Raw genomic sequence first — 21,612 nt, forward strand, 5'->3', positions numbered from 1 at the left:
GTCGCCGCCGAACTCAACAGCCGCCCACGCAAAACGCTCGGCTGGGAAACCCCAGCCGAGCGCCTGCATAAACTGCTCGCCACCACACATCAGTGATCACGTGTTGCGACGACCGATGGAATCCGCCACCGTCGCCGGGGGCCGTTCGCGCGCTGCCGACGCGCGGCGCGTTACGGGAGCGCGTTACGGGAGGTTGCGGGCCATGACGATCCGCTGCACCTGATTCGTGCCTTCATAAATCTGCGTGATCTTGGCGTCGCGCATCATGCGCTCGACCGGGTAGTCACGGGTGTAGCCGTAGCCGCCGAGGAGCTGGACGGCGTCCGTGGTGATCTCCATGGCGGCGTCGGAGGCGTAGCACTTGGCGGCGGCGCCGAAGAAGGTGAGGTCGGCGTCGACGCGCTCGGACTTGGCGGCGGCCGCGTAGGTCAGCTGACGGGCGGCCTCCAGCTTCATCGCCATGTCGGCCAGCATGAACTGGACGCCCTGGAAGTCGCCGATCGGCTTGCCGAACTGCTTGCGCTCCCGGACGTAGCCCTTGGCGTAGTCGAGGGCGCCCTGGGCGATGCCCAGCGCCTGGGCGGCGATGGTGACGCGGGTGTGGTCGAGGGTCTTCATCGCCGTGGCGAAGCCGGTGCCCTCGGCGCCGATCATGCGGTCGGCGGGGATGCGGACGTTGTCCAGGTAGACCTCGCGGGTCGGCGAGCCCTTGATGCCGAGCTTCTTCTCCGGGGCGCCGAAGGAGACGCCCTCGTCGCCCTTCTCCACGACGAAGGCGCTGATGCCCTTCGAGCGCTTCTCGGGGTCGGTGACGGCCATGACCGTGTAGTACTCGGAGACGCCCGCGTTGGTGATCCAGCGCTTGACGCCGTTGAGCACCCAGTAGTCGCCGTCGCGCACGGCGCGGGTCTTCATGCCGGCCGCGTCCGAACCCGCGTCGGGCTCGCTCAGGCAGTAGGAGAACATCGCGTCGCCCTTGGCGAGCGGGCTCAGGTACCGCTTCTTGAGGTCCTCCGAGCCGGAGAGGGCCACCGGGAGCGAACCGAGCTTGTTGACCGCGGGGATGAGCGAGGACGAGGCGCAGACGCGGGCGACCTCCTCGATCACGATCACGGTGGCGAGGGCGTCGGCGCCCGCGCCGCCGAACTCCTCGGGCACGTGCACGGCGTGGAGGTCGGCGGCGACCAGGGCGTCGAGGGCCTCCTGCGGGAAGCGGCCCTCCTCGTCCACCTCGGCGGCGAACGGCGCGATCTTCGCCTCGGCGAGCGAGCGCACGACCCTGCGGAGCTCGTCGTGCTCCTCGGCCGGCCGGTACAGGTCGAAGTCCTTGTTTCCCGCCAAGGCGTACTCCCCAGAGAGTTAGCTACTGATTAGTAACCCCGATTCTAGGGGCGCACTTCGGGCGAGGACCACGTGAGCTTGCCGACAACCCGTGATCTCCCCGAGATCCTTCCCGGGCGGGCCCCGACTATGCTCGGGCAACGCAATCCGGCCGCCGGGCCCGCACGCGGGCCGGCCGTCAGCACCGCACAGCAATGGAGCACCGCATGGCCCTCAGGATCACCGTGATCGGCACCGGCTACCTCGGCGCCACCCACGCCGCGGCCATGGCCGAGCTGGGCTTCGAGGTGCTGGGGCTCGACGTGGTCCCCCAGAAGATCGAGACGCTCTCGCGCGGCGAGGTCCCGATGTACGAGCCGGGGCTGGAGGAGCTGCTGCGCAAGCACGTCGCCGGCATCGAGGGCTCGACCGGGCGGCTGCGCTTCACGACCTCCTGGGAGGAGGTCGGCGAGTTCGGCGACGTCCACTTCGTCTGTGTGAACACCCCGCAGAAGCACGGCGAGTACGCCTGCGACATGTCCTACGTCGACAGCGCCTTCGCCTCGCTGGCCGCGCATCTGCGCCGCCCCGCGCTGGTCGTCGGCAAGTCGACCGTGCCGGTCGGCAGCGCGGCCCGGCTCGCGGAGCGGCTCGTGGAGCTGGCCCCCGCGGGCGAGGACGTGGAGCTCGCCTGGAACCCGGAGTTCCTGCGCGAGGGCTTCGCCGTCCAGGACACCCTCCACCCCGACCGCATCGTCGTCGGCGTCGCGGGCGAGCGCGGCGAGAAGCTGCTCCGCGAGGTCTACGCGACGCCGATCGGCGAGGGCGCGCCCTTCGTGGTCGCCGACTACCCGACCGCCGAGCTGGTGAAGACCGCCGCCAACTCCTTCCTCGCCACGAAGATCTCCTTCATCAACGCCATGGCCGAGGTCTGCGAGGCCGCCGACGGCGACGTGGTGAAGCTGGCGGAGGCCATCGGGCACGACGACCGCATCGGCAAGAAGTTCCTGCGCGCCGGCGTCGGCTTCGGCGGCGGCTGCCTGCCGAAGGACATCCGCGCCTTCATGGCCCGCGCGGGCGAGCTGGGCGCCGACCAGGCCCTGACCTTCCTCCGCGAGGTCGACTCCATCAACATGCGCCGCCGCTCCCACATGGTCGAGCTGGCGCGCGAGGCCGTCGGCGGGAGCTTCCTGGGCCGCCGCGTCGCGGTGCTGGGCGCCACGTTCAAGCCGGACTCGGACGACGTCCGGGACTCCCCCGCGCTCAACGTCGCCGGCCAGATCCACCTCCAAGGCGGCCAGGTGACGGTCCACGACCCCAAGGGCATGGAGAACGCCCGCCGCCTCTTCCCGACGCTCGCCTACGCGGACAGCGCCCTGGAGGCCTGCCGGGGGGCGCACGTGGTGCTCCACCTCACGGAGTGGGGCGAGTACCGGCAGCTCGACCCGGCGGTGGTCGGCGCGGTGGTGGCGGAGCGCCACATGATCGACGGCCGCAACGCGCTGGACGCTGCGCGCTGGCGTACGGCGGGCTGGACGTTCCGGGCGCTCGGCCGCCCTAAGGCGTAGGGATTTCCGGGGGCGTAGCCCCCGGAACCCCGCTCCTCAAACGCCGGAGGGGCTGGATTGATCCAGCTGATCGATCGTCGCGTTCGACGGCCCCCGCTTCGCGGAGACCTCCCGCGCGACCGCCTCCGCGTCGCGCAGGACGCGTGTCGCGTTCTGCCACGTGAGCTTGGCCAGGTCCGCCTCCGACCAGCCGCGGCGCAGGAGTTCCGCGATCAGGTTGGGGTAGCCGGAGACGTCGGCCAGGTCGGCCGGGGTGAAGGCCGTGCCGTCGAAGTCGCCGCCGATGCCGATGTGGTCGACGCCCGCGACCTCGCGCATGTGGTCGAGGTGGTCGGCGACCGTCGCGGCCGTGGCCACCGGGCGCGGGTGCTCCGCCTCGAAGGCACGGTGGACGGCCATGGCCTCGGCGGTGGTGTCGAGGTGGTGCAGACCGTGGGCGCGCATGTTCTCGTCGGCGGCCCGGGTCCAGGCGACGGCCTCCGGCAGGATGAACTTCGGGACGAACGTGGCCATGGCCACACCCCCGTTCGCGGCGAGGGCGCCGAGCACGTCGTCCGGGACGTTGCGGGGGTGGTCGCAGACCGCCCGCGCCGACGAGTGCGAGAAGATCACCGGCGCCTCGCTCACCCGCAGCGCGTCCCGCATCGTGCCGGGCGAGACGTGCGAGAGGTCGACGAGCATGCCGACGCGGTTCATCTCACGCACGACCTCCTCGCCGAAGCGCGTCAGCCCGCCCGCCTCCGGCTCGTCGGTCGCCGAGTCCGCCCACGGGATGTTGTCGTTGTGGGTGAGCGTCATATAGCGGACGCCGAGGCGGTGGAGGGCGCGCAGCGTGGCCAGCGAGCAGTTGATGCTGTGCCCGCCCTCGGCGCCCATCAGCGAGGCGATGCGCCCCTCGGCGCGGGCGGCCTCCATGTCGTCGGCGGTCAGGGCGAGCCGCAGCTCGCCGGGGTAGCGGTCGACGAGCTGCCGTACGACGTCGATCTGTTCCAGCGTGGCGCTGACCGCCTCGTCGCCGGCCATGTCGGTGCGCACGTACACCGACCAGAACTGGGCGCCGACGCCGCCCGCGCGCATCCGGGGCAGGTCGGTGTGGAGCCCGGCGGCGCTCTGGTCGGTGGCGATGTCGCGCTGGTCGAGGTCGTAGCGGACCTGCTGGCGCAGGGCCCAGGGGAGGTCGTTGTGGCCGTCGACGACGGGGTGCGCGGCGAGCAGCTCGCGGGCGCGGATCAGCTCGTCCACGGCGCTCACTTCCCGAACCCGAAGCCGTTGGCGCCCTCGACCTTGGCGCGCAGGCGCCTGCCCTTCTCGGTGGCCTGGTCGTTGAGCTCGTCCTGGAAGCGGCGCATCCGGTCGAGCAGCTCCTCGTCGTGGGCGGCGAGCATCCGCACGGCCAGCAGGCCGGCGTTGCGGGCGCCCGCGACGGAGACGGTGGCGACCGGCACGCCGGCGGGCATCTGGACGATGGAGAGGAGCGAGTCCATGCCGTCGAGGTACTTCAGCGGCACGGGCACGCCGATCACCGGCAGCGGGGTGACCGAGGCGAGCATCCCGGGCAGGTGGGCCGCGCCGCCCGCGCCCGCGATGACCGCCTTGAGGCCGCGGCCGGCGGCCCGCTCCCCGTACTCGACCATCTCGCGCGGCATCCGGTGCGCGGAGACGACGTCGACCTCGTAGGGGATCTCGAACTCGTCCAGGGCCTTCGCGGCGGCTTCCATGACGGGCCAGTCGGAGTCCGAGCCCATGACGATGCCGATGAGGGGGGAGCCGGGAGAACTCATTCCGTGATCGTTCCTCGCAGGTATCCGGCGGCGTGCGCGGCGCGCTCGCGCACGTCCGCCAGGTCGTCGCCGTAGGTGTTGACGTGTCCGACCTTGCGGCCGGGCTTCACGTCCTTGCCATACATATGGATCTTCAGGCCCGGGTCGCGCGCCATGCAATGCAGGTACGCGTAATACATGTCCGGATAGTCGCCGCCGAGAACATTGGCCATCACGGTCCACTTGGCGCGCGGGCGCGGGTCGCCGAGCGGCAGGTCGAGCACGGCCCGGACGTGGTTGGCGAACTGCGAGGTGATCGCGCCGTCCTGGGTCCAGTGGCCGGAGTTGTGGGGGCGCATCGCGAGCTCGTTGACGAGCACGCGGCCGTCGCTGGTCTCGAAGAGCTCCACGGCGAGGTGGCCGACGACGCCCAGTTCCTTGGCGATGCGGAGGGCGAGCTCCTGCGCGTGGGCGGAGAGCTCGTCGGAAAGGCCGGGCGCGGGGGCGATCACCGTGTCGCAGACGCCGTCGACCTGGACGGACTCCACGACCGGGTACGAGACGGCCTGGCCGTGCGGGGAGCGGACCACGTTGGCCGCGAGCTCGCGGACGAAGTCGACCTTCTCCTCGGCGAGCACGGGCACGCCCGCCCGGAAGGGCTCCGCCGCCTGCCCGGCGTCGCGGACGACCCAGACGCCCTTGCCGTCGTAGCCGCCGCGCACGGTCTTGAGGACGACGGGGAAGCCGTCGCCCTCAGCGGCGAAGCGCTCGACGTCGGCGGGGTCCTCGACGATGCGGTGCCGTGGGCAGGGCACCCCGATCGCGTCGAGCTTCGCGCGCATCACGCCCTTGTCCTGGGCGTGCACCAAAGCGTCGGGCCCCGGGCGGACGGGGATGCCGTCCGCTTCCAGGGCCCGGAGGTGCTCGGTCGGGACATGCTCGTGATCGAAGGTGATCACATCGCAGCCTTGTACGAACGCACGAAGGGTGTCCAGGTCGCGGTAGTCGCCGATGACGACATCGCTCACCACCTGGGCCGCCGAGTCCTGGGGGGTATCGCTGAGCAGTTTGAACCTGATGCCGAGGGGGATGCCCGCCTCGTGGGTCATACGGGCGAGCTGACCGCCGCCGACCATGCCGACTACCGGGAACGTCACTCCCCCAGGGTATCCGTACGTACGAACCACTCCGACCCCTCCTGGAGGATCCTCCAAGCCCGGAGGCTGTTCTTCCGGCAGCGCACAGGTGGAATCAAAGCGGTAAAACCGGGCGTTCGCCGTTCGTTCATCGACTCTCCGGACGGGCTCCACGACGGGCTCGTTAGCATGAAGACCATGACTCAACGGCGCACAGTGCGTTCCCGGCTGGAGCGGCTGGCCCGCGAAATCGCGAAGTTCGGCGCCGTGGGCGCCATCGGGTTCGTGGTCAACTTCATCGTCTTCAACATCTGCGTCCACGGCCTGGGCCTGGCCGTGGTGCGCTCGGGCGTCATCGCCACGGCCGTGGCCATCGCCGCGAACTACGTCGGCAACCGCTACTGGACCTACCGCGACACGGACAAGAACCGGCGCAGCCGTGAGCTCACCCTGTTCCTGCTCTTCAGCGGCGTCGGCCTGGTGATCGAGAACGGCATACTCGCCTTCTCCCACTACGGCATGGGCCTGACGAGCCCGCTCGCCGACAACATCGCCAAGAACGTCGTCGGCCTCGGCATCGGCACGGTCTTCCGCTTCTGGTCGTACCGCACCTGGGTGTTCCGCGCGCTGCCCGCCCGAGACGCCGTCCAGGCCGCCGAATCGTTCCTGGCGGAGGCGCCCGCGCACGAGCGGGTCAGGGCGGGGAAGTAGGACTCCAGTCCTCTTGATCAGTCCTCTTGATCCTCCCCCAGACTCCGTCCGGGAGGTGCCCCCACGCGGCTCAGGCCCCTCTAGTCCTCCTGATCCGCTTCGCGGCTCAGGAAGAGCGCGAACACCGGCGGCTGCTGCTGGAGGAGCTCCAGCCGGCCGCCGTCCGCCTCCGCGAGATCGCGGGCGACGGCCAGGCCCAGGCCCGTGGAGTTACGGCCGCTGACCGTCCGCTCGAAGACCCGCGAGCCCAGATCGACCGGCACGCCCGGCCCCTCGTCGGAGACCTCCACCACCGCCTGGTTGCCGGTGACCCGGGTGCGCAGGGCGACGGTGCCGTCCCCGTGCATCAGGGAGTTCTCGATCAGCGTCGCCAGCACCTGGGAGACCGCGCCCGGGGTGCCCACCGCGCGCAGCCCCTGCTTGCCCGAGCGGACCACGGCCCGGCCCGTGGCGCGGGCGGCCGGCCGCCACTCCTCGATCTGCTGCTTGATGACCTCGTCGAGGTCGAAGGTGATCGCGGACCCGGTCTGCGGGTCGCGGGAGTTCGTCAGCAGCCGCTGGACGACATCGGTGAGCCGCTCCACCTGGGTGAGGGCGATCGTCGCCTCCTCCTTGACCGTCTCCGGGTCGTCGGTGAGCGTGATCTCCTCCAGTCGCATCGACAGCGCGGTCAGCGGGGTCCGCAGCTGGTGCGAGGCGTCGGCGGCCAGCCGCCGCTCGGCCGTGAGCATCCGCCCGATCCGCTCGGCGCTCGCGTCCAGGACGTCGGCGACCCGGTCCAGCTCGGGGACCCCGTAGCGGCGGTGCCGGGGGCGGGGGTCGCCGGAGCCCAGCCGCTCGGCGGTCTCGGCGAGGTCGGTGAGCGGGGCGGTGAGCCGGTTGGCCTGGCGCACGGCCAGGAACACGGCGGCGATCACGGCGAGCAGGGCCACCGCGAGGATCACCAGCAGGGTGCGGCCGATCTCCCGGCTGACGGTGGAGCGGGACTCCTCGACCCGTACCGTCTCGCCCTGCTCGCCCTTCTGCGTCGCGGTGATGACGCCGCCCTCGGGCCGCGTGCCGATCTCGATCGGCTCGCGGCCGGGGATGTCGACCCGCGCATAGCGATTGGGGGTGATCTGATCGCTCAGCACCCCCGACTCCACGCGCTCGTGCCCGGCGAGCCGGCTGTCGACGATGCTCACCAGCCGGACGACCTCGGACTGCACGCTCTCCTGCGCGCTGTTCTCGATCGTCCGGGTCTCGACGATGACCAGCGAGATCCCGAAGACCGCGATCACGACGAGTACGACGGCGAGCGTGGAGTTGATCAGTCGGCGGCGCACGGTGTCCCGGATCAGCTCTTCTCGAAGCGGAAACCGACGCCGCGCACGGTGGCGATGTAGCGCGGGTTGGCGGCGTCGTCGCCGAGCTTCTTGCGCAGCCAGGAGATGTGCATGTCCAGGGTCTTGGTGGAGGACCACCAGGTGGTGTCCCAGACCTCGCGCATCAGCTGGTCACGGGTGACGACCCGGCCGGCGTCCCGCACCAGGACCCGCAGCAGGTCGAACTCCTTCGCGGTGAGCTGGAGTTCCTCGTCGCCCATCCAGGCGCGGTGCGACTCGACGTCGATCCGCACGCCATGGGTGGCCGGCGGCTGCTGATGGGCCTCGACGGTGCCGCGGCGCAGCAGCGCCCGGACGCGCGCGAGCAGCTCGGCCAGGCGGAAGGGCTTGGTGACGTAGTCGTCGGCGCCGGCGTCCAGCCCGACCACGGTGTCCACCTCGTCGGCGCGGGCGGTGAGCACCAGCACGGGGAAGCCGTGTCCCTCGGTGCGCAGTCTGCGGCAGACCTCGAGGCCGTCCATGCCGGGCAGCCCGAGGTCGAGGACGAGCAGGTCCACCCCTCCTTGCAGGCCGGCGTCCAGGGCCGTGGGACCGTCTTCGCGCACCTCGACCTCGTACCCTTCGCGGCGCAGGGCGCGCGCGAGAGGCTCCGAGATGGAGGCGTCATCCTCGGCGAGCAGTACTCGGGTCATGGGGTGATGGTAGTCCGCGCGGGCGCACGTCAGAGGCGGGCCGAGTGCTACCTACGGCAACAGTTCACCGAAAGTGCTATCACCTTCGAAAGGGCGGGATCGGTTCCGGAATCGGCTGTGATCCATGTCTCAACGCCTTCCGTACCCGGGCAGGGTGTGACGTATGGTGACCCGACATCTGTAGCACTACCGAGGGACCTTCGGGACATCCGACGAGCCGAAGGTCTCTGTTGTGCGCAGGGCTGGTGCTCCAGCCTTGTTCCACAGTGTTTGACCTGTCGGCCGGGTCCCCCACGCGAAGATGCGCGGGGGGCGTGGATCCCGGCATACGGCCGTCCCGCGACTTCTCCCAGCGAGGAGCCGCACCCCAGGGGAGTGGGGCGGACGGTGTCAGTAGCCGGTGCCGGCCAACCCCCACCCGGGCGCGCGTCCTCCGGACCACCGCGCGTCCCGAGCACCCTAGGAATGACCATGGCGTCCAGCCTGACGAAGGACGCGGCCGAGCAGGAGAAGACCTCTCCGGCCTCCGGCGGCATGACCTTCTTCGGCCACCCCTTCGGCCTGGCCCCGCTCTTCTTGACCGAGATGTGGGAGCGCTTCTCCTACTACGGCATGCGGGCCCTGCTCGTCGTCTACCTGATCGCCGGCGGCCCCGACGCCAAGCCCGGCAGCCAGGGCGGCGGTCTGGCGATGCCCGAGGCCAGCTCGGTGGCGATCTACTCCATCTACGTGGCCATGGTGTACCTGCTCGCCATGCCCGGCGGCTGGTTCGGCGACCGCGTCTGGGGTCCCCGTAAGACGGTCACCATCGCGGCCAGCACCATCATGGCGGGCCACCTGCTCCTGGCCGTGCCCGGCAAGCCGACCTTCTTCGCCGGCCTCGCGCTGGTGGCGATCGGCTCCGGCCTGCTGAAGTCCAACATCTCCACGATGGTGGGCCACCTCTACGACGGCCCCACGGACCCGCGCCGGGACGGCGGCTTCACGCTGTTCTACATCGGCATCAACCTGGGCGCCTTCTTCGCGCCGCTGGTCATCGGCACCATCGGCCAGGAGGTCAACTGGCACCTGGGCTTCGGCATCGCCGCCGCCGGTATGGCGCTCGGCCTGATGATCTTCCTGTGGGGCACCCGCCACCTCGACCCGAAGAGCAGCGTCGTCCCGACGCCGCTGTCGGCCGAGGAGCGCAAGGCGACCCTCACCAAGGCGCTGGTCTGGCTGGGTGTCGCGGCCGTCTTCTACGGCATCGTGGGTGGCACCGGTCACTTCACCCTCAACTGGGCGCTGGTCCCGATCACCCTGCTGGGCCTGATCATCCCGATCCTGGTCCTGTTCCGCATCAAGCGCGACAAGGACCTGACGGAGACCGAGCAGACCAAGGTCAGCGGCTACATCTGGTTCTTCGTCGCCGCCGCCGCCTTCTGGATGATCTTCGACCAGGCCGGTTCGACGATGTCGACCTTCGCCGAGAAGAAGACCGCCGACAACGTCTTCGGCGTCGGCTTCCCGTCGACCTGGTTCCAGTCGGTCAACCCGCTGTGGGTCATGGCGCTGGCCCCGGTCTTCGCCTGGCTGTGGGTGTTCCTGGCCAAGCGTGACCGCGAGCCCAGCACCACGGTGAAGTTCTCCATGGCGATGGTGCTCATCGGCGCCTCGTTCTTCGTCTTCGCCGTCCCGATGGGCATGGCGAGCGACGGCACCAAGGTCAGCCCGGCCTGGCTGCTGATGATCTACATGATCCAGACCATGGGTGAGCTGTGCCTCTCCCCGGTGGGTCTGTCGCTCACCACGAAGATGGCGCCGAAGAAGTACGCCAGCCAGATGCTGGGCGTGTGGTTCCTCGCCGTCACCGCCGGTGACTGCACCACGGGTCTGCTCTCCATCGCGGGTGTGGACATGAACGGCATCGGCACGATCGTGTTCCAGGCCGCGCTCTGCACCCTCGCGGGTGTCGCGGTGTGGATGTACCGCAAGCGGATCATCGCCCTGATGGGTGACGTCCACTGACGTGGGTTCGCTGACGCCGGTTCGCTGACGCGAGTGCGTCGACGGACACCGGAAGCCCCCGGCACGGGAACGTGCCGGGGGCTTTCGCGTGCGCCCGTTTCGCCGTCCGTCAGCCAGGGTCCGGGCCTCTGGGGTCGGTCTCCGCCGTGAACCACGGGAGCGGGCCCCCGCGGGCCGCCGGGGGCGCCATACCGGCCACGGCGGGCGTGACGGGCGGGCGCGGGCGGACGCGGTCCACGACCGCCATGCCCGCGCGGAAGACCGCCAGCGGGACGACCACGCCCAGCAGGATCCAGAAGAGCGTCACCCCCCAGGGCCGGCTCACGTCCCACGGCTGCTCGACGAGCACCTTGCCGCCGTACTCCAGCGAGACGAGGTAGTCCCCGTACGCGCCCGCCGCCAGCTCCACGTCCAGCGTCACCCGCTCCTGGCGCCCGGGGGCCACCGTGCCGCGCCAGGGGCGGTCCTCCCAGACCGGGGCGAGCACCCCGCGCGAGGTGCCGAGCCGGAAGGCGGGGTTCTTGGCGGGGGTGGAGCCGAGGTTGGCGACGGTGACGACGAGCCGGCGGGCGGGCGGGGCGCCGAACCACGTCAGCAGCCCGCTCGAGCCCTCCAGCCGGGCGTCGAGCACACCGATCCGCTCCCCGCCGCCCTGCTCCGGCAGGGGCGCGACCGGGTGCCCGGTGATGACCAGCGGGACGTCCGCCGTGGCGGAGTCGCCGGTGACGGTCGCCACATGGACGACACACGGGCAGGGCTTGGGCGGCGCGGGGACGGGCACGTCCTTGCGGAAGGCGCCGTCGGCGCCGGTGGTGACGGCACGGCCGTCGGCGTTGGCGCAGGCGTTGGTGCCGCCGATCATGTTCTGCCCGCAGACGAGCAGGGTGAGCAGCGCGCCGGCGGGCCATCCGCTGCCGGTCACGGTGACCCGGCCGTCCCGGGGGACCTCGGAACGGTCCACGGCGGCCCGGGGGGCGCCGTCGGCGAGGACCGGGGGCGCGGAGAAGGCGAGGAGCGCGAGCAGCGCCAGAAGCGCCGTCGCCGGCTTCCAGGCGCTCCGGCGGCCCTGCGGCGGTCGGCCCCTCATGAGCGGGCCGCCCGGCGGCGGCGCCGTACGAGGCGTACGACCGCCCCGGCCGCCACGAGCCCGGCCGCCCCGCCGAGGACCGGGCGGAGCCAGGGCAGGGGCGTGTACGAGCCGGACGCGGCGGCCCGGGTGCCGTCCGGGGTGGTGGCCGTGACCCGCACCGCCACCCGGTCCAGGCGCGGGGCCTCCGACCACCGTTCCGCCAGCCGTACGCTCTCGCCGGGCGCCAGGGCGGTGGGGATTCCGGCTGCCGTACGGCTCAGGACCTGCCCGAAGAGGCCCTCCGCCCGGATGGTCAGCCGGGGGGCGAGGGTCGTGTTGCCCCGGTTGACCAGGGCGTAGCGGATCACCGCGTTCCGGCCGGTGCCGCTGACCCGCACGTGCTCCACCGAGAGCGCGGCGAAGGCGGTGCCCGCGACTCGTACGGCCATGGGGACGCGGACCCGCCGGCCGTCCCCGGAGGCGGTCACGGCGGCGGAGCGGTCGCCGGGTGCCGTACCGGCCGGGACGGTCACGGTGAGGGGGACGTCCGCGCGGGTGCGGGGCGGCACGCTCACGCGCCGGGCGGCGAGCGAGATCCAGGAGTCGCTGCCGCTCAGCTCGACCGTCAGACTCCGGTCGCCGGGGTTGACGACCGTGAGCTTGTCCTCCAGGACCGAGCCGGGGGCGCCTTCGAGGTAGAAGGACGACCGGTCCTCCGCCGTCGGCGCCTTCCTGCCACCGGGGGCGGGCGCCGCCGTCCAGGACGGCCGGTTGTCGGCTGACGGCCGGCCGTCGGCCGGGGCGGTGGGGGTGGGCGTGGGCACGACGAGCACCGAGGCGGCGCAGAACAGGGCGGCGGCCCTGGCGCGGGCGGTCCTTGGGGTCGGTGGCGGCGGCATCGACGGCGGCATCGGCGGCTCCCTGGGTTTGGGGGTGAGGGGGTCAGCCGGCGCTGCGGCGCCTCCGGGTGAGCCAGAGGGTGCCGGCGACCCCGGTGAGGAGCACGGTGCCGCCGAGGGTGGCGAGGGCGAAGGCGGAATCGGAGGGCCCGGTCTGCGGGAGCTGCCCGCCGCCGGTGGTGCCGGTACCGCCGGTGGTGCCCGTACCGCTGGTGGTCGAGCCGGTGGACCCGCCGGTGGTACCGGCCGTGGAGCCGCCGGTCGACCCACTGGTCGAACCGCTCGTGGACCCGCCGGTCGACCCGGCCGTGGAACCACCCGTGGATCCGCTCGTCGAACCACCCGTCGACCCACTGGTCGACCCGCTCGTCGAACCGCCGGTCGTGGCCCCTCCCGTCGTCCCGCCCGGGTCCTTGACGTCAAGGGTGAGCGAGGGCTTGGGGTTGTTGGTGGGGGTGCAGGTGGTCGTCGTACCCAGGGCCGAGATGGTGAGGACGGAGGCGGTGAAGGTGACCTGGCCGCCCTTCTTCGGGGTGTACGTCCCCGACAAGTCGCTTATCTTGATGGGGGTGTTGGGGGGTATCGACTGGTCGTTGGCGGGGCCGGAGACCTCGACCGTGCCGCTGTCCGCGCCGCCCACCTTGATCACGGCACTTGGCTTCATCGCGCCCTTGCCGAGCTCGATGGGGCTGGAGGAGACGCCCTTCTGGAAGGTCATGGTGAGCTTGTAGGCGTCACCGCTCGCCGTGGCCTTGATGTCGATGGGCGAGACCGCGCTCCGGTCCCCGATCGGTGTCTTGCACTGGTAGTTGACGTCGACGACCTCGGCCCGCGCGTCCGGCGCGACCAGCAGGAACGCACCGCCGGCCAGGGCCGCCGAGACGGCGAGGGCGCCGGTGCGGCGCAGGGGGTGGCGTGGGGTGTGGGACACCTGGGGTTCCCCTCTCGTCCGGTGCCGCAGCCGAGAATTGCTGACGGCACATCAGATCGGACGCCGAAGGTACGCCCGGGACCGTGGAGAGGGAAGACAAGGAACAGCCCGTAAAGACTCTTCCGCAGGGCTCTTCTACGACGGTCCGGCCAGCTCCGCCCAGACCGTCTTGCCGACGCCGTCGGAGCGCCGGACGACCCCCCAGCCGAGGCAGAGCCGCTGGACGATGAACATGCCGTGGCCGCCGGGGCGGCCCGCGCGGTGCGGGGTCCGGGGCGCCGGGCTGCCGGAGCCGAGGTCGCTGACCTCCAGCCGGAGCACCTTGCCCGTACGGCTGACGCACAGCTCCTCGGGGCCGTCGGCGTGCAGGCAGGCGTTGGTGACCAGCTCGGAGACGACCAGCAGGACGTCCTCGGCGGCGGCCCGGTGGTCGGCGGAGACCGCGGGGAGCCAGCCCCAGTCGTAGAGCGCCTGGCGGGTGAAGTCACGGGAGAGGGGCACGGCGCCGCCGACCCCGACGAGGCGCAGCCTGCGGGCCGCTTCCGCCGGGGCCGGTGAGCCGGCCGAGGCGGCGTCCCCCGCCTCCGGGCCGGGGCCGTCCGGCGGTGGGCACGCCCGGGTGGTGCTCATCAGCGCTTCACCTCACCGATTCACCGATACGAACACGAACATCTTCAATGGATTCAGCTGTCTCCTGCCCGGCGGAATCGTGAGAACACCCACTGATTCGGCGCGGCGCCTGTGACGCAGGCAACGGAGAGTCCCGGCTCGGCTAGTCGGCGAGTGCCGAGGCGAGCGTGTCGTGGACGGTGAAGACGGCCCCGGCACCCGTGATCTCGAAAACCCGGGCGACGACGGGGGTCATCGCGGCCAGATGGACGGCGCCTCCGGCGGCCTCGGCCTTGAGCCGGGCGCCGAGGAGGACGTTCAGACCGGTGGAGTCGCAGAAGTCGAGCCGTGAGCAGTCGACGACGACGCGGGCGTCGCCCTCGCGGACGCAGCCCTCGAGTGGCTCACGCAACAATTCGGCCGTGTGGTGATCGAGCTCACCCGCGGGTGAGACGACCGAGCTCGCGCCCTCGCGCCGGACCTCCACTTGCAGTCGGCCCCTGCTCGGATTGCCGACCATCCCGCGATCCATGCGCTTCCGCTCCCCTTCATGCGCTCGTGGCGTGCTCGCGTTCCGCTGTCGGAACACTACGCCTTCCTTACGCGACTCCGGAAGCCGAAGTTCCGCCAAACACTGACAGAATGGGACAAACCATACTTGCCAGGGGATGGTGAAGACCGGTAGGGCTAGTAGGGACACATTTTCCACCGACGGCTTTGGAGGCGCCGCAAACCGCTGCAAAAGGGTCACGGCTTCGGCAGCCATATGCCGAGAATGATGGAGGAGACCATGTCACCCCGGCTCGACGAACAACGTCCCGGCACCTCGTGCGCCTCGTACGAGGGCCTCGCGACCGCCTCGTCGGCAACCCTGCCCGCGCACGACGCCCCCGACACCCCCGGCCTCGCCGGGCTCCCGGAGATCCCCCCGTACGACGAGGTGGACGCGGTCGACGCGCGAGCCCTGTCCAAGACGCTCTTCGCACGCCTCGCGTCGCTCGAAGAGGGCACCCACGACTACGCGTACGTCCGCAACACACTGGTCGAGCTGAATCTGGCCCTGGTGAAGTTCGCGGCCTCCCGGTTCCGCACCCGCAGCGAACCGATGGAGGACATCATCCAGGTCGGCACCATCGGTCTGATCAAGGCGATCGACCGGTTCGAGCTGACCCGCGGCGTGGAATTCCCCACCTTCGCGATGCCGACGATCATCGGCGAGATCAAGCGCTTCTTCCGCGACACCAGCTGGTCCGTCCGGGTCCCCCGGCGGCTCCAGGAGCTCCGCCTCGACCTGGCCAAGGCCGGCGACGAGCTGGCCCAGCAGCTGGACCGCGCCCCGACCGTCGCCGAGCTGGCCGCGCGGCTGGACCTTTCGGAGGACGAGGTCGTCGAGGGCATGGCCGCGAGCAACGCGTACACCGCGAGCTCGCTGGACGCCCAGTCCGACGAGGACGAGCCGGAGGGCTCGCTCTCGGACCGCATCGGCTACGAGGACCACGGCCTGGAGGGCATCGAGTTCATCGCGTCGCTCAAGCCCCTCATCGCCGAACTGCCGTACCGCGACCGCCACATCCTCTCCTTGCGGTTCGTCTCGAACCTGACGCAGTCGGAGATCGGCGAGGAGCTGGGCATCTCCCAGATGCACGTCTCCAGGCTGCTGTCGCGCACGCTGGTGCGGCTGCGGCGGGGACTGCTGACCGAGGAGTGACGCGGGGCACGCCGCCGCCCACGACTGTGCCGCTGTGCCGCACGGGCCCACGCCCATGCGGCACAGCGGCTTTTCCCAAGACCTTGAGAAAACCTTGAGAAGGTCTTTCACGGCCTCTCATGGCCGAAAACATTCTCCTCAAGCGCTTCGCGCAGGCCATTGAATGCCGTCGCCAACACTCTTCACGCTTGGGAGACACCCCATGAGACGACTCCGCACCGCGGGTCTGGCCCTTCTCGGCGCGACGCTCGTCGCCTCCGTCGCGGCGAGCCCGGCCCAGGCCTCGCCCGGCGAGACCCGCACGGTGTGCGCCGACTCGATGACCCCGGACGGCTGGGTCGACGTCAACTGGGGCACCAGCGCCTCGTGCCGCGTGATGGGCGGCTCGAACATCAAGATGATCAAGCAGCTCGACGGCCTCCCCGTCGGCACCCAGGTCAACGCCTGCGCCACGGCACAGCCGCCGACTGGCTGGATCAAGGTCCAGACCTACTACAGCGGCGGCTGCGTGGCCTTCGGCAACCCGTCCTTCACCCCGAACGCGTGGCTGCTCCGACGGGCGTCCTGACCGGGTCCGCCCGGCGGAGGCGGCAGGCTCAGCCGAGGTAGGGCTCCTCACGCCCTTCCAGGAAGTGCTCCAGGCGGAGCCGCTGGGTGTGGTGCATCGGCAACGCACCCAGCTCACCCGGCGAAACGAACCTGACCTCCGTGGACTCGTCCGAGACGGCGAGCACGCCACCGACGACGCGCGCTCTGAAGCAGACGTTGAACTGCCGGCGCACTTCCCCGTCGCTGTAGGCGATGACGTGACGGGGATCGGTGTACGTACCGACCAGCCCCGTGATCTCGACGTCGAGCCCGGTCTCCTCCTTGACCTCCCGCACGGCCGCGCCGGGCAACGAGTCGTTCATGTCCATCCCGCCCCCGGGCAGCGCCCACAGGCCGTTGTCGCTGCGCCGCTGCATGAGAACGCGTCCGGCGTCGTCCGTGACGGCGGCCGAGGCGGCCACGACCAGACTGTTCGGCTCCGGCGCGCTCGGGTCGTCGTAATACTCGGTCCGGGCCATGGCTCAGCCTTCCTGTACGGGCGTCGCCGTCGCCCAGACGGCGCCGAAGCTCTCAGCGTAGGTGTCGAACATCCCTCCATCGCCCGTTCGCCGCAGGTGCCACACGGGGGCGGCGTATGCGTTGGCCCCCCAGGCGTGGGCGTTAACCAAGACCTCGTCGTCAGCGCGGTACAGGCTGTTGTAGAGCGTGGTCCTGTGAGTGCGCAGTTCAATCCCGGCCGTGCCGACCAGAGGTCGATAGTGCATGAGCGCGAGACGACAGCGCGACTCGATGCCATGCCCGAACTTCTCTTCCTCGCCTCGCTGTCGGACGCAAGGATCCTCCGGATCGCCGATGGCAATACGAACTGCGCATCCCTCGGCCGCTCTCTGGCGCAGGAGATCGTTCAGGGCCGGGTAGGCCTCATGCAGGAAGACAGCCGCGTACACCAACACGTCTATGTGCTCTCGCGCCTGGGCGAAGAGGTCCACGAACAACGACACGGGGAGGTCTGCCCGACGGTCGTACAGCGCCACCAGATCGGGGCTCAGGGCCCGCACCGCTCGCGCCTGACGAAGTGCCGGCCAGAGCGCGTAGACGTCTTCTCTCAGCAACTCGGCCGCAGCGAAAGCTGTCGCCCGACGCGGCGTGCGCCCAAGGTTGACCCACCGCTCGACGGACTTCGGGTCCACCTCCGTTTTCTCGGCGAGGCTCGCGCACGTCCACCCTCCAGCGTTCATGGCCACGCGCAACCGCTCGTTCTGCATGTCCCAAACCCCCTGCCCGGACTTCCCCAGGGACGTTGTACCGCCTCCGGGACGTCCCGAAGTGGGGTTCGCTGGAGGTTCCAACGTCCTGATCACTAGCAGGACCATCCCGTCATGGACACCATGGAAGTGGGCTCTCTGGCGATGGACACGCAACGGAACCGCCTGGGTGAGGTGATGGCGGCGACGCGGGAACGCGTCTTCCTGCGGCCCCTGGGCGGGGGTCGCGAATGGGAGGCGAAGCCGTCGGCGCTGCGTCCGATGACGCCCGGCGGTGAGCGGGGGCGCTGTGCCGGATGCGACCGGATCAAGCGCGCCCGACGGGAGGCGACCGCGCGGGGCGACGCCGAGGGGATGGCACGCGCTGCCACGCTCATGGGCCTGCACCAGCGCGAGACACACGCGTGAGTCGAGGCAACCGGTTCGCGGCGAACCGCGAACCGGCCCGCCCCGACGCCCCTTTAAAGGACTTGGGGAAAGAACCAACCCCTACCAACCCGACACGTCACCCCATCAGGTGACACGGTGGAAGTCGCGGGCGGTGGCACGGTACGTTCGCCGCACAACCGCAGACAGACGACGGCCCCCGCCGGGACTGGCATCCCGATCGAGGGCCTGATCATCTAGGAAGTAACAGGCTTCCCAATGACTGAAGCGCAGTCTAGCGCGCACGCCTCCGCGCGCACCGGCTCTCCGCGAGCCGGAGTCGTCCACATCCGGCACCACCACGACACCAACTTCACCGTCGTCGGCAACCACCTCGCCCAGCACCCCGACCTGTCCGCCGTCGCGATCGGCCTCGGCGTCTACATCCAGTCGCTGCCGGACGGCGCGTCCGTAGGCATCAAGGACCTCACCCGCCGCTTCAGGGAAGGCGAAATCACCATCGCCAGGGCCTTGAGGGAGCTGGAAACTGCTGGCTATCTGGAGCGAAAGCCCGAACGGACGGCGACGGGCCGAATGGTGACCCGCACGAGCTGGTACGAGCGGCCCGGCGCCGAGCGGCCTCCGGCCAAGACCAAGGTCGACCTGGTGAAGCGACGGCCCACCGCCCCGAAGCCCGCTCCGCGCGAGGAGCCGACCCCCTTATCGCTACCGCCCGTCGATCGGCCCGCCGCCGACCTGCTCGCCGGGCTGCGCCGCCGCGACCCACGGCTGTGGCTCTCGGAGACGGACGTCCGACGGCTCTCCCCCGCCGTACGTACATGGCTCGACCGGGGGATCGGCCCCGTCCGGATCGCTCTCACCCTGACGGGCGGCCTGCCGATGGGCACCATCTCCTGGCCCGCCCGGCTGCTGGGCTACCGCCTGACGAACTGGCTGCCGCCCGCCCTGCCCGAACGGATCTCAGAGGCACCACCAGGCCCGGCGCGACCCCAGGCGCCCCTGCCGTTCCAGACCTGCGGCGGCTGCGAACGCGTCTTCCGTGCCGCCGAACCGGGTCGCTGCCGGGACTGCCGCCAGACGGCAGCGCGGGCGGCCTGAAGCGCCCGTCCATAAGAACACCCGCCCACTATCGTGGCAATGGAAGCGAGCGTCAGGAGGCCGCCCCCATGACCGCACAGCCCATGCGTCCCCATGTGCCCGAGCCCGAGCGCGTTCCCCGTACGTACGACGGAATCGCCGACGCTCTTCAAGGGGCGAGGCGCATGGAATTCTTCCGCGAGTTCGGTGAAGCCCCCCTGGAACGGGCCGAGGCCGTCCTGCGCCGCTGGTGGTGCGAAGCGATGCTCGACACCGACCCTGACGCGGAACGCATCCGCGAAGCCGCCATGGCAGGCACCCTGCCCACGACCACCGTCGAGGACGTCATCGCTCGCAGGAAGGCCAGGGGGCTTCCCGTTGACTGAACAAGAGCATGACGAGGGATGGCCTTGCCTGCTGTCCGACGAGGTGACTCAGCTGCTGATGTCCCGTGCCGTCGCACCTGCCCTCTTCAGCGCGATCGTTGCCCTCACGGTCACGATCAACGAAACCAGAGGTGACGTCCCCGGCCACACGGCCTCGGACAAGTGGCCGGAGCTGCGCCGAGTCGCTCTCGGCCCCGATGGAGCATTAGGCGTGGCCGAGTACGTTGTTGTCGCCCATGCCGACGAGCCGCACTCCGTCCTCACCCGTGTGCAGCCGTTCTGACTTCAGGTCGTGGCGGACCCGGCCTCCCGCGCCGGGCGGGATATCCCGCTCGTGACGCTGGAGAGGACGGGCTGAGGGGCGGTGGCGGCGTTCTTGCCGAGTGGGGCGAGGGCGGTCAGGAAGAGCAGGCCGCTCAGGGGCATCAGGTCCAGGCCGCCGGCCGCCGTGACCGCGACACCGGCGACGATCGCGAGCGGCCGCCAGATGGCGATCGCGCGCAGGGCCGCGAGCTGAGTGACGAGCAGCAGCAGGCCCACGTAGAAGAGCAGCGGGCCGACCGTGTAGACGGCCGGGGTCACGCCGGGCAGGGTCTGTATCCGCTCGAATAGGGCGTCCATCGTCGCGCGGTCGACCGACGCGTATCCGACGAGCAGGTCGATGGCGGCCTGCGCCGTCACGGCCGCCACGCCCAGCAGGCCCAGGGTCGCGCCGACGCCTGCGAACGCCCTGCTCACCCGGCCCCGGCCCGTCACCGCCGTCCGGCGCAGGCCCAGCATCACCTGTCCGAACAGCAGGACGCCTGCCAGCAGGGCCAGATGACCCAGCGACCAGGCCGGGCCCGGGCCGTGCCCGGGGTCCGTCAGCCGGATGAGGCCATAGGCCGTCATGCACAGCGGGCCCATCGTGAAGGCCGCCTGTCGCCATGTCGTGTTCGTCATGACGTCGATACTTCCGGGCGGGGCCTTCCCTCGGCTTCCGGGAAGACCCTGACCTCGCCCTGAGCCGTCCCCGACCGATCTCGGAGATCGGGCCCTCAGAGTTCGCGCACCCCGCGCCGCCAGACGGCCGAGACGAGCGGCACCCCAGGCCGGTAGGCGAGGTGGACGTGGGAGGGGGCGTCCAGGAGCGCCAGGTCGGCGCGGGCACCCGGGGTGAGGCGGCCGATGTCCGTGCGGCGCAGGGCGGCCGCGCCGCCCGCCGTGGCGGACCAGACGGCCTCGTCGGGCGTCATCCCCATGTCCCGCACGGCCAGGGCCACGCAGAACGGCATGGAACTGGTGAAGGACGAGCCGGGGTTGCAGTCCGTGGACAGGGCGACCGTGACACCCGCGTCGAGGAGGCGGCGCGCGTCGGGCCACTGGGCGCGGGTGGAGAACTCGGCACCGGGGAGGAGGGTGGCCACCGTGGAGCCCTGCGCCAGGGCGTCCACGTCCGCGTCCGTGAGGTGGGTGCAGTGGTCGGCGGAGGCGGCGCCGACCTCGACCGCCAGCTGGACGCCGGGGCCGTGGCCCAGCTGGTTGGCGTGGACGCGCGGCACCAGCCCGTGGCGCTTGCCGGCTTCGAGGATCGCGCGGGCCTGGTCGCCGTCGAAGGCGCCCTTCTCGCAGAACACGTCGACCCAGCGGGCGTGCGGGGCGCACGCGTCGAGCATCTCACCGGTGACGAGGGCGACGTAGCCGTCGGGGTCGTCGGCGAACTCCGGCGCCACGATGTGCGCGCCCAGGTACGTGACCTCGTCCGTGTGGGCGGCGGCGATCCGCAGCGCGCGGGCCTCGTCGTGGGTGGTGAGGCCGTAGCCGGACTTGGTCTCGAAGGTGGTCGTGCCCTGGTGGAGGGCTTCGGTGAGGTAGCGCAGGAGATTGGCCTCCAGCGCCTCGTCGCTCGCCGCTCGGGTCGCCGCCACCGTCGTGCGGATGCCGCCCGCGCTGTAGCTCCGCCCGGACATCCGCGCGTTGAACTCGGCGGTGCGGTCGCCCGCGAAGACCAGGTGGGAGTGGGAGTCCACGAAGCCGGGAATCACGGCCCGGCCCCCGGCGTCGACCGCGTTGTCAGTGGCGGGTGCTTTGCTGGACTCACCGATCCACGCGACGCGGTCGCCGTCGATGACGACCGCCGCGTCCTGGACCAGACCGAGGGGGCCTTCGCCGAGGGAGGGGTCGTTGGTGACCAGACTGCTGATGTTGATGATTGCCGTGCTCATGCTTGCTCC

The 21,612-nt window shown here is 71.0% G+C and carries 24 protein-coding genes; 9 read left to right on the top strand and 15 right to left on the bottom strand.

Annotation, left to right across the window (positions count from 1 at the left end; translation table 11 throughout):
* Nucleotides 1–183: 183 nt before the first annotated feature.
* The gene (locus K6I33_RS06565) at nt 184–1,341 is read right to left on the bottom strand and encodes an acyl-CoA dehydrogenase family protein (protein WP_229348730.1); all 1,158 of its coding nucleotides are present in this window, start codon (nt 1,339–1,341) and stop codon (nt 184–186) included.
* Between the two features lie 206 nt (nt 1,342–1,547).
* On the opposite strand from K6I33_RS06565, the gene K6I33_RS06570 reads away from it, so the two are divergent.
* On the top strand, nt 1,548–2,888 hold the full coding sequence (locus tag K6I33_RS06570) for a UDP-glucose/GDP-mannose dehydrogenase family protein (RefSeq protein ID WP_229348731.1): 1,341 nt from the start codon (nt 1,548–1,550) through the stop codon (nt 2,886–2,888).
* Between the two features lie 36 nt (nt 2,889–2,924).
* On the opposite strand, the gene K6I33_RS06575 is transcribed toward K6I33_RS06570, so the two are convergent.
* From K6I33_RS06575 to K6I33_RS06585, 3 genes are read right to left on the bottom strand one after another with little or no spacing between them, the layout of a single operon-like run.
* On the bottom strand, nt 2,925–4,139 hold the full coding sequence (locus K6I33_RS06575; RefSeq protein WP_229348732.1) for a dipeptidase: 1,215 nt from the start codon (nt 4,137–4,139) through the stop codon (nt 2,925–2,927).
* Nucleotides 4,136–4,669, bottom strand: a complete 534-nt coding sequence (purE, locus tag K6I33_RS06580; RefSeq protein WP_229348733.1) for a 5-(carboxyamino)imidazole ribonucleotide mutase — start codon at nt 4,667–4,669, stop codon at nt 4,136–4,138. Before purE ends, K6I33_RS06575 begins: the two co-directional genes overlap by 4 nt.
* Complete coding sequence (locus tag K6I33_RS06585) at nt 4,666–5,784, bottom strand: 5-(carboxyamino)imidazole ribonucleotide synthase (protein ID WP_229348780.1); 1,119 nt, start codon at nt 5,782–5,784, stop codon at nt 4,666–4,668. The genes purE and K6I33_RS06585 overlap by 4 nt, the downstream gene beginning before the upstream one ends.
* Nucleotides 5,785–5,982: 198 nt before the next feature.
* Between K6I33_RS06585 and K6I33_RS06590 the strand changes: the two genes are divergently transcribed.
* Complete coding sequence (locus K6I33_RS06590) at nt 5,983–6,495, top strand: GtrA family protein (RefSeq protein ID WP_229348734.1); 513 nt, start codon at nt 5,983–5,985, stop codon at nt 6,493–6,495.
* A gap of 80 nt (nt 6,496–6,575) precedes the next feature.
* Here the strand turns inward: K6I33_RS06590 and K6I33_RS06595 are convergent, their stop codons facing one another.
* Both K6I33_RS06595 and K6I33_RS06600 read right to left on the bottom strand, forming a co-directional pair.
* Entirely contained in the window at nt 6,576–7,820 is a 1,245-nt protein-coding gene (locus K6I33_RS06595; protein ID WP_229348735.1) for an ATP-binding protein, read from the bottom strand.
* Between the two features lie 11 nt (nt 7,821–7,831).
* Nucleotides 7,832–8,512: a response regulator transcription factor gene (locus K6I33_RS06600; RefSeq protein ID WP_229348737.1), complete on the bottom strand. Its 681-nt coding sequence runs from the start codon at nt 8,510–8,512 to the stop codon at nt 7,832–7,834.
* A 471-nt stretch (nt 8,513–8,983) separates the two neighbouring features.
* Between K6I33_RS06600 and K6I33_RS06605 the strand changes: the two genes are divergently transcribed.
* Nucleotides 8,984–10,519, top strand: coding sequence for a peptide MFS transporter (locus K6I33_RS06605; RefSeq protein ID WP_229348739.1), 1,536 nt, complete (start codon nt 8,984–8,986; stop codon nt 10,517–10,519).
* A 109-nt stretch (nt 10,520–10,628) separates the two neighbouring features.
* On the opposite strand, the gene K6I33_RS06610 is transcribed toward K6I33_RS06605, so the two are convergent.
* The 5 genes from K6I33_RS06610 to K6I33_RS06630 form a co-directional block, all read right to left on the bottom strand.
* On the bottom strand, nt 10,629–11,606 hold the full coding sequence (locus tag K6I33_RS06610; protein WP_229348741.1) for a hypothetical protein: 978 nt from the start codon (nt 11,604–11,606) through the stop codon (nt 10,629–10,631).
* Nucleotides 11,603–12,499: a hypothetical protein gene (locus tag K6I33_RS06615; RefSeq protein ID WP_229348743.1), complete on the bottom strand. Its 897-nt coding sequence runs from the start codon at nt 12,497–12,499 to the stop codon at nt 11,603–11,605. Before K6I33_RS06615 ends, K6I33_RS06610 begins: the two co-directional genes overlap by 4 nt.
* A gap of 31 nt (nt 12,500–12,530) precedes the next feature.
* Nucleotides 12,531–13,418: an LPXTG cell wall anchor domain-containing protein gene (locus tag K6I33_RS06620; protein WP_229348745.1), complete on the bottom strand. Its 888-nt coding sequence runs from the start codon at nt 13,416–13,418 to the stop codon at nt 12,531–12,533.
* Nucleotides 13,419–13,553: 135 nt separating this feature from the next.
* Nucleotides 13,554–14,048 carry an ATP-binding protein gene (locus K6I33_RS06625; protein ID WP_229348747.1) on the bottom strand — a complete coding sequence of 165 codons (495 nt, stop codon included), beginning with the start codon at nt 14,046–14,048 and terminating at the stop codon, nt 13,554–13,556.
* A 142-nt stretch (nt 14,049–14,190) separates the two neighbouring features.
* Nucleotides 14,191–14,559 carry an STAS domain-containing protein gene (locus K6I33_RS06630; protein ID WP_229348748.1) on the bottom strand — a complete coding sequence of 123 codons (369 nt, stop codon included), beginning with the start codon at nt 14,557–14,559 and terminating at the stop codon, nt 14,191–14,193.
* A gap of 258 nt (nt 14,560–14,817) precedes the next feature.
* Between K6I33_RS06630 and K6I33_RS06635 the strand changes: the two genes are divergently transcribed.
* Both K6I33_RS06635 and K6I33_RS06640 read left to right on the top strand, forming a co-directional pair.
* A complete protein-coding gene (locus K6I33_RS06635) occupies nt 14,818–15,735 on the top strand; it encodes an RNA polymerase sigma factor SigF (RefSeq protein WP_374283621.1) in 918 nt (305 codons plus the stop codon).
* A gap of 202 nt (nt 15,736–15,937) precedes the next feature.
* A complete protein-coding gene (locus K6I33_RS06640; RefSeq protein ID WP_229348752.1) occupies nt 15,938–16,303 on the top strand; it encodes a hypothetical protein in 366 nt (121 codons plus the stop codon).
* 28 nt (nt 16,304–16,331) lie between these two features.
* Here K6I33_RS06640 and K6I33_RS06645 read toward each other — a convergent pair whose 3' ends face one another.
* Together K6I33_RS06645 and K6I33_RS06650 are read right to left on the bottom strand one after the other, a co-directional pair.
* Nucleotides 16,332–16,802 carry an NUDIX hydrolase gene (locus K6I33_RS06645; RefSeq protein ID WP_229348754.1) on the bottom strand — a complete coding sequence of 157 codons (471 nt, stop codon included), beginning with the start codon at nt 16,800–16,802 and terminating at the stop codon, nt 16,332–16,334.
* 3 nt (nt 16,803–16,805) lie between these two features.
* A complete protein-coding gene (locus K6I33_RS06650) occupies nt 16,806–17,549 on the bottom strand; it encodes a helix-turn-helix domain-containing protein (protein ID WP_229348756.1) in 744 nt (247 codons plus the stop codon).
* Nucleotides 17,550–17,663: 114 nt separating this feature from the next.
* Between K6I33_RS06650 and K6I33_RS06655 the strand changes: the two genes are divergently transcribed.
* The 4 genes from K6I33_RS06655 (at nt 17,664) to K6I33_RS06670 (ending at nt 19,682) form a co-directional block, all read left to right on the top strand.
* Nucleotides 17,664–17,957 carry a hypothetical protein gene (locus K6I33_RS06655; protein WP_229348758.1) on the top strand — a complete coding sequence of 98 codons (294 nt, stop codon included), beginning with the start codon at nt 17,664–17,666 and terminating at the stop codon, nt 17,955–17,957.
* 237 nt (nt 17,958–18,194) lie between these two features.
* Nucleotides 18,195–19,034, top strand: a complete 840-nt coding sequence (locus K6I33_RS06660; protein ID WP_229348760.1) for a helix-turn-helix domain-containing protein — start codon at nt 18,195–18,197, stop codon at nt 19,032–19,034.
* A gap of 68 nt (nt 19,035–19,102) precedes the next feature.
* A complete protein-coding gene (locus K6I33_RS06665) occupies nt 19,103–19,399 on the top strand; it encodes a hypothetical protein (protein WP_229348762.1) in 297 nt (98 codons plus the stop codon).
* The gene (locus K6I33_RS06670; RefSeq protein WP_229348764.1) at nt 19,392–19,682 is read left to right on the top strand and encodes a hypothetical protein; all 291 of its coding nucleotides are present in this window, start codon (nt 19,392–19,394) and stop codon (nt 19,680–19,682) included. Before K6I33_RS06665 ends, K6I33_RS06670 begins: the two co-directional genes overlap by 8 nt.
* Before the next feature lie 2 nt (nt 19,683–19,684).
* Here K6I33_RS06670 and K6I33_RS06675 read toward each other — a convergent pair whose 3' ends face one another.
* The gene (locus K6I33_RS06675; RefSeq protein WP_229348766.1) at nt 19,685–20,341 is read right to left on the bottom strand and encodes a hypothetical protein; all 657 of its coding nucleotides are present in this window, start codon (nt 20,339–20,341) and stop codon (nt 19,685–19,687) included.
* A 95-nt stretch (nt 20,342–20,436) separates the two neighbouring features.
* Nucleotides 20,437–21,603, bottom strand: coding sequence for an imidazolonepropionase (gene hutI / locus K6I33_RS06680; RefSeq protein WP_229348768.1), 1,167 nt, complete (start codon nt 21,601–21,603; stop codon nt 20,437–20,439).
* Nucleotides 21,604–21,612 lie beyond the last annotated feature (9 nt).

It is taken from the genome of Streptomyces sp. UNOB3_S3 (genome assembly GCF_020740895.1).
In the GTDB taxonomy this organism is placed as follows: Bacteria; Actinomycetota; Actinomycetes; order Streptomycetales; family Streptomycetaceae; genus Streptomyces.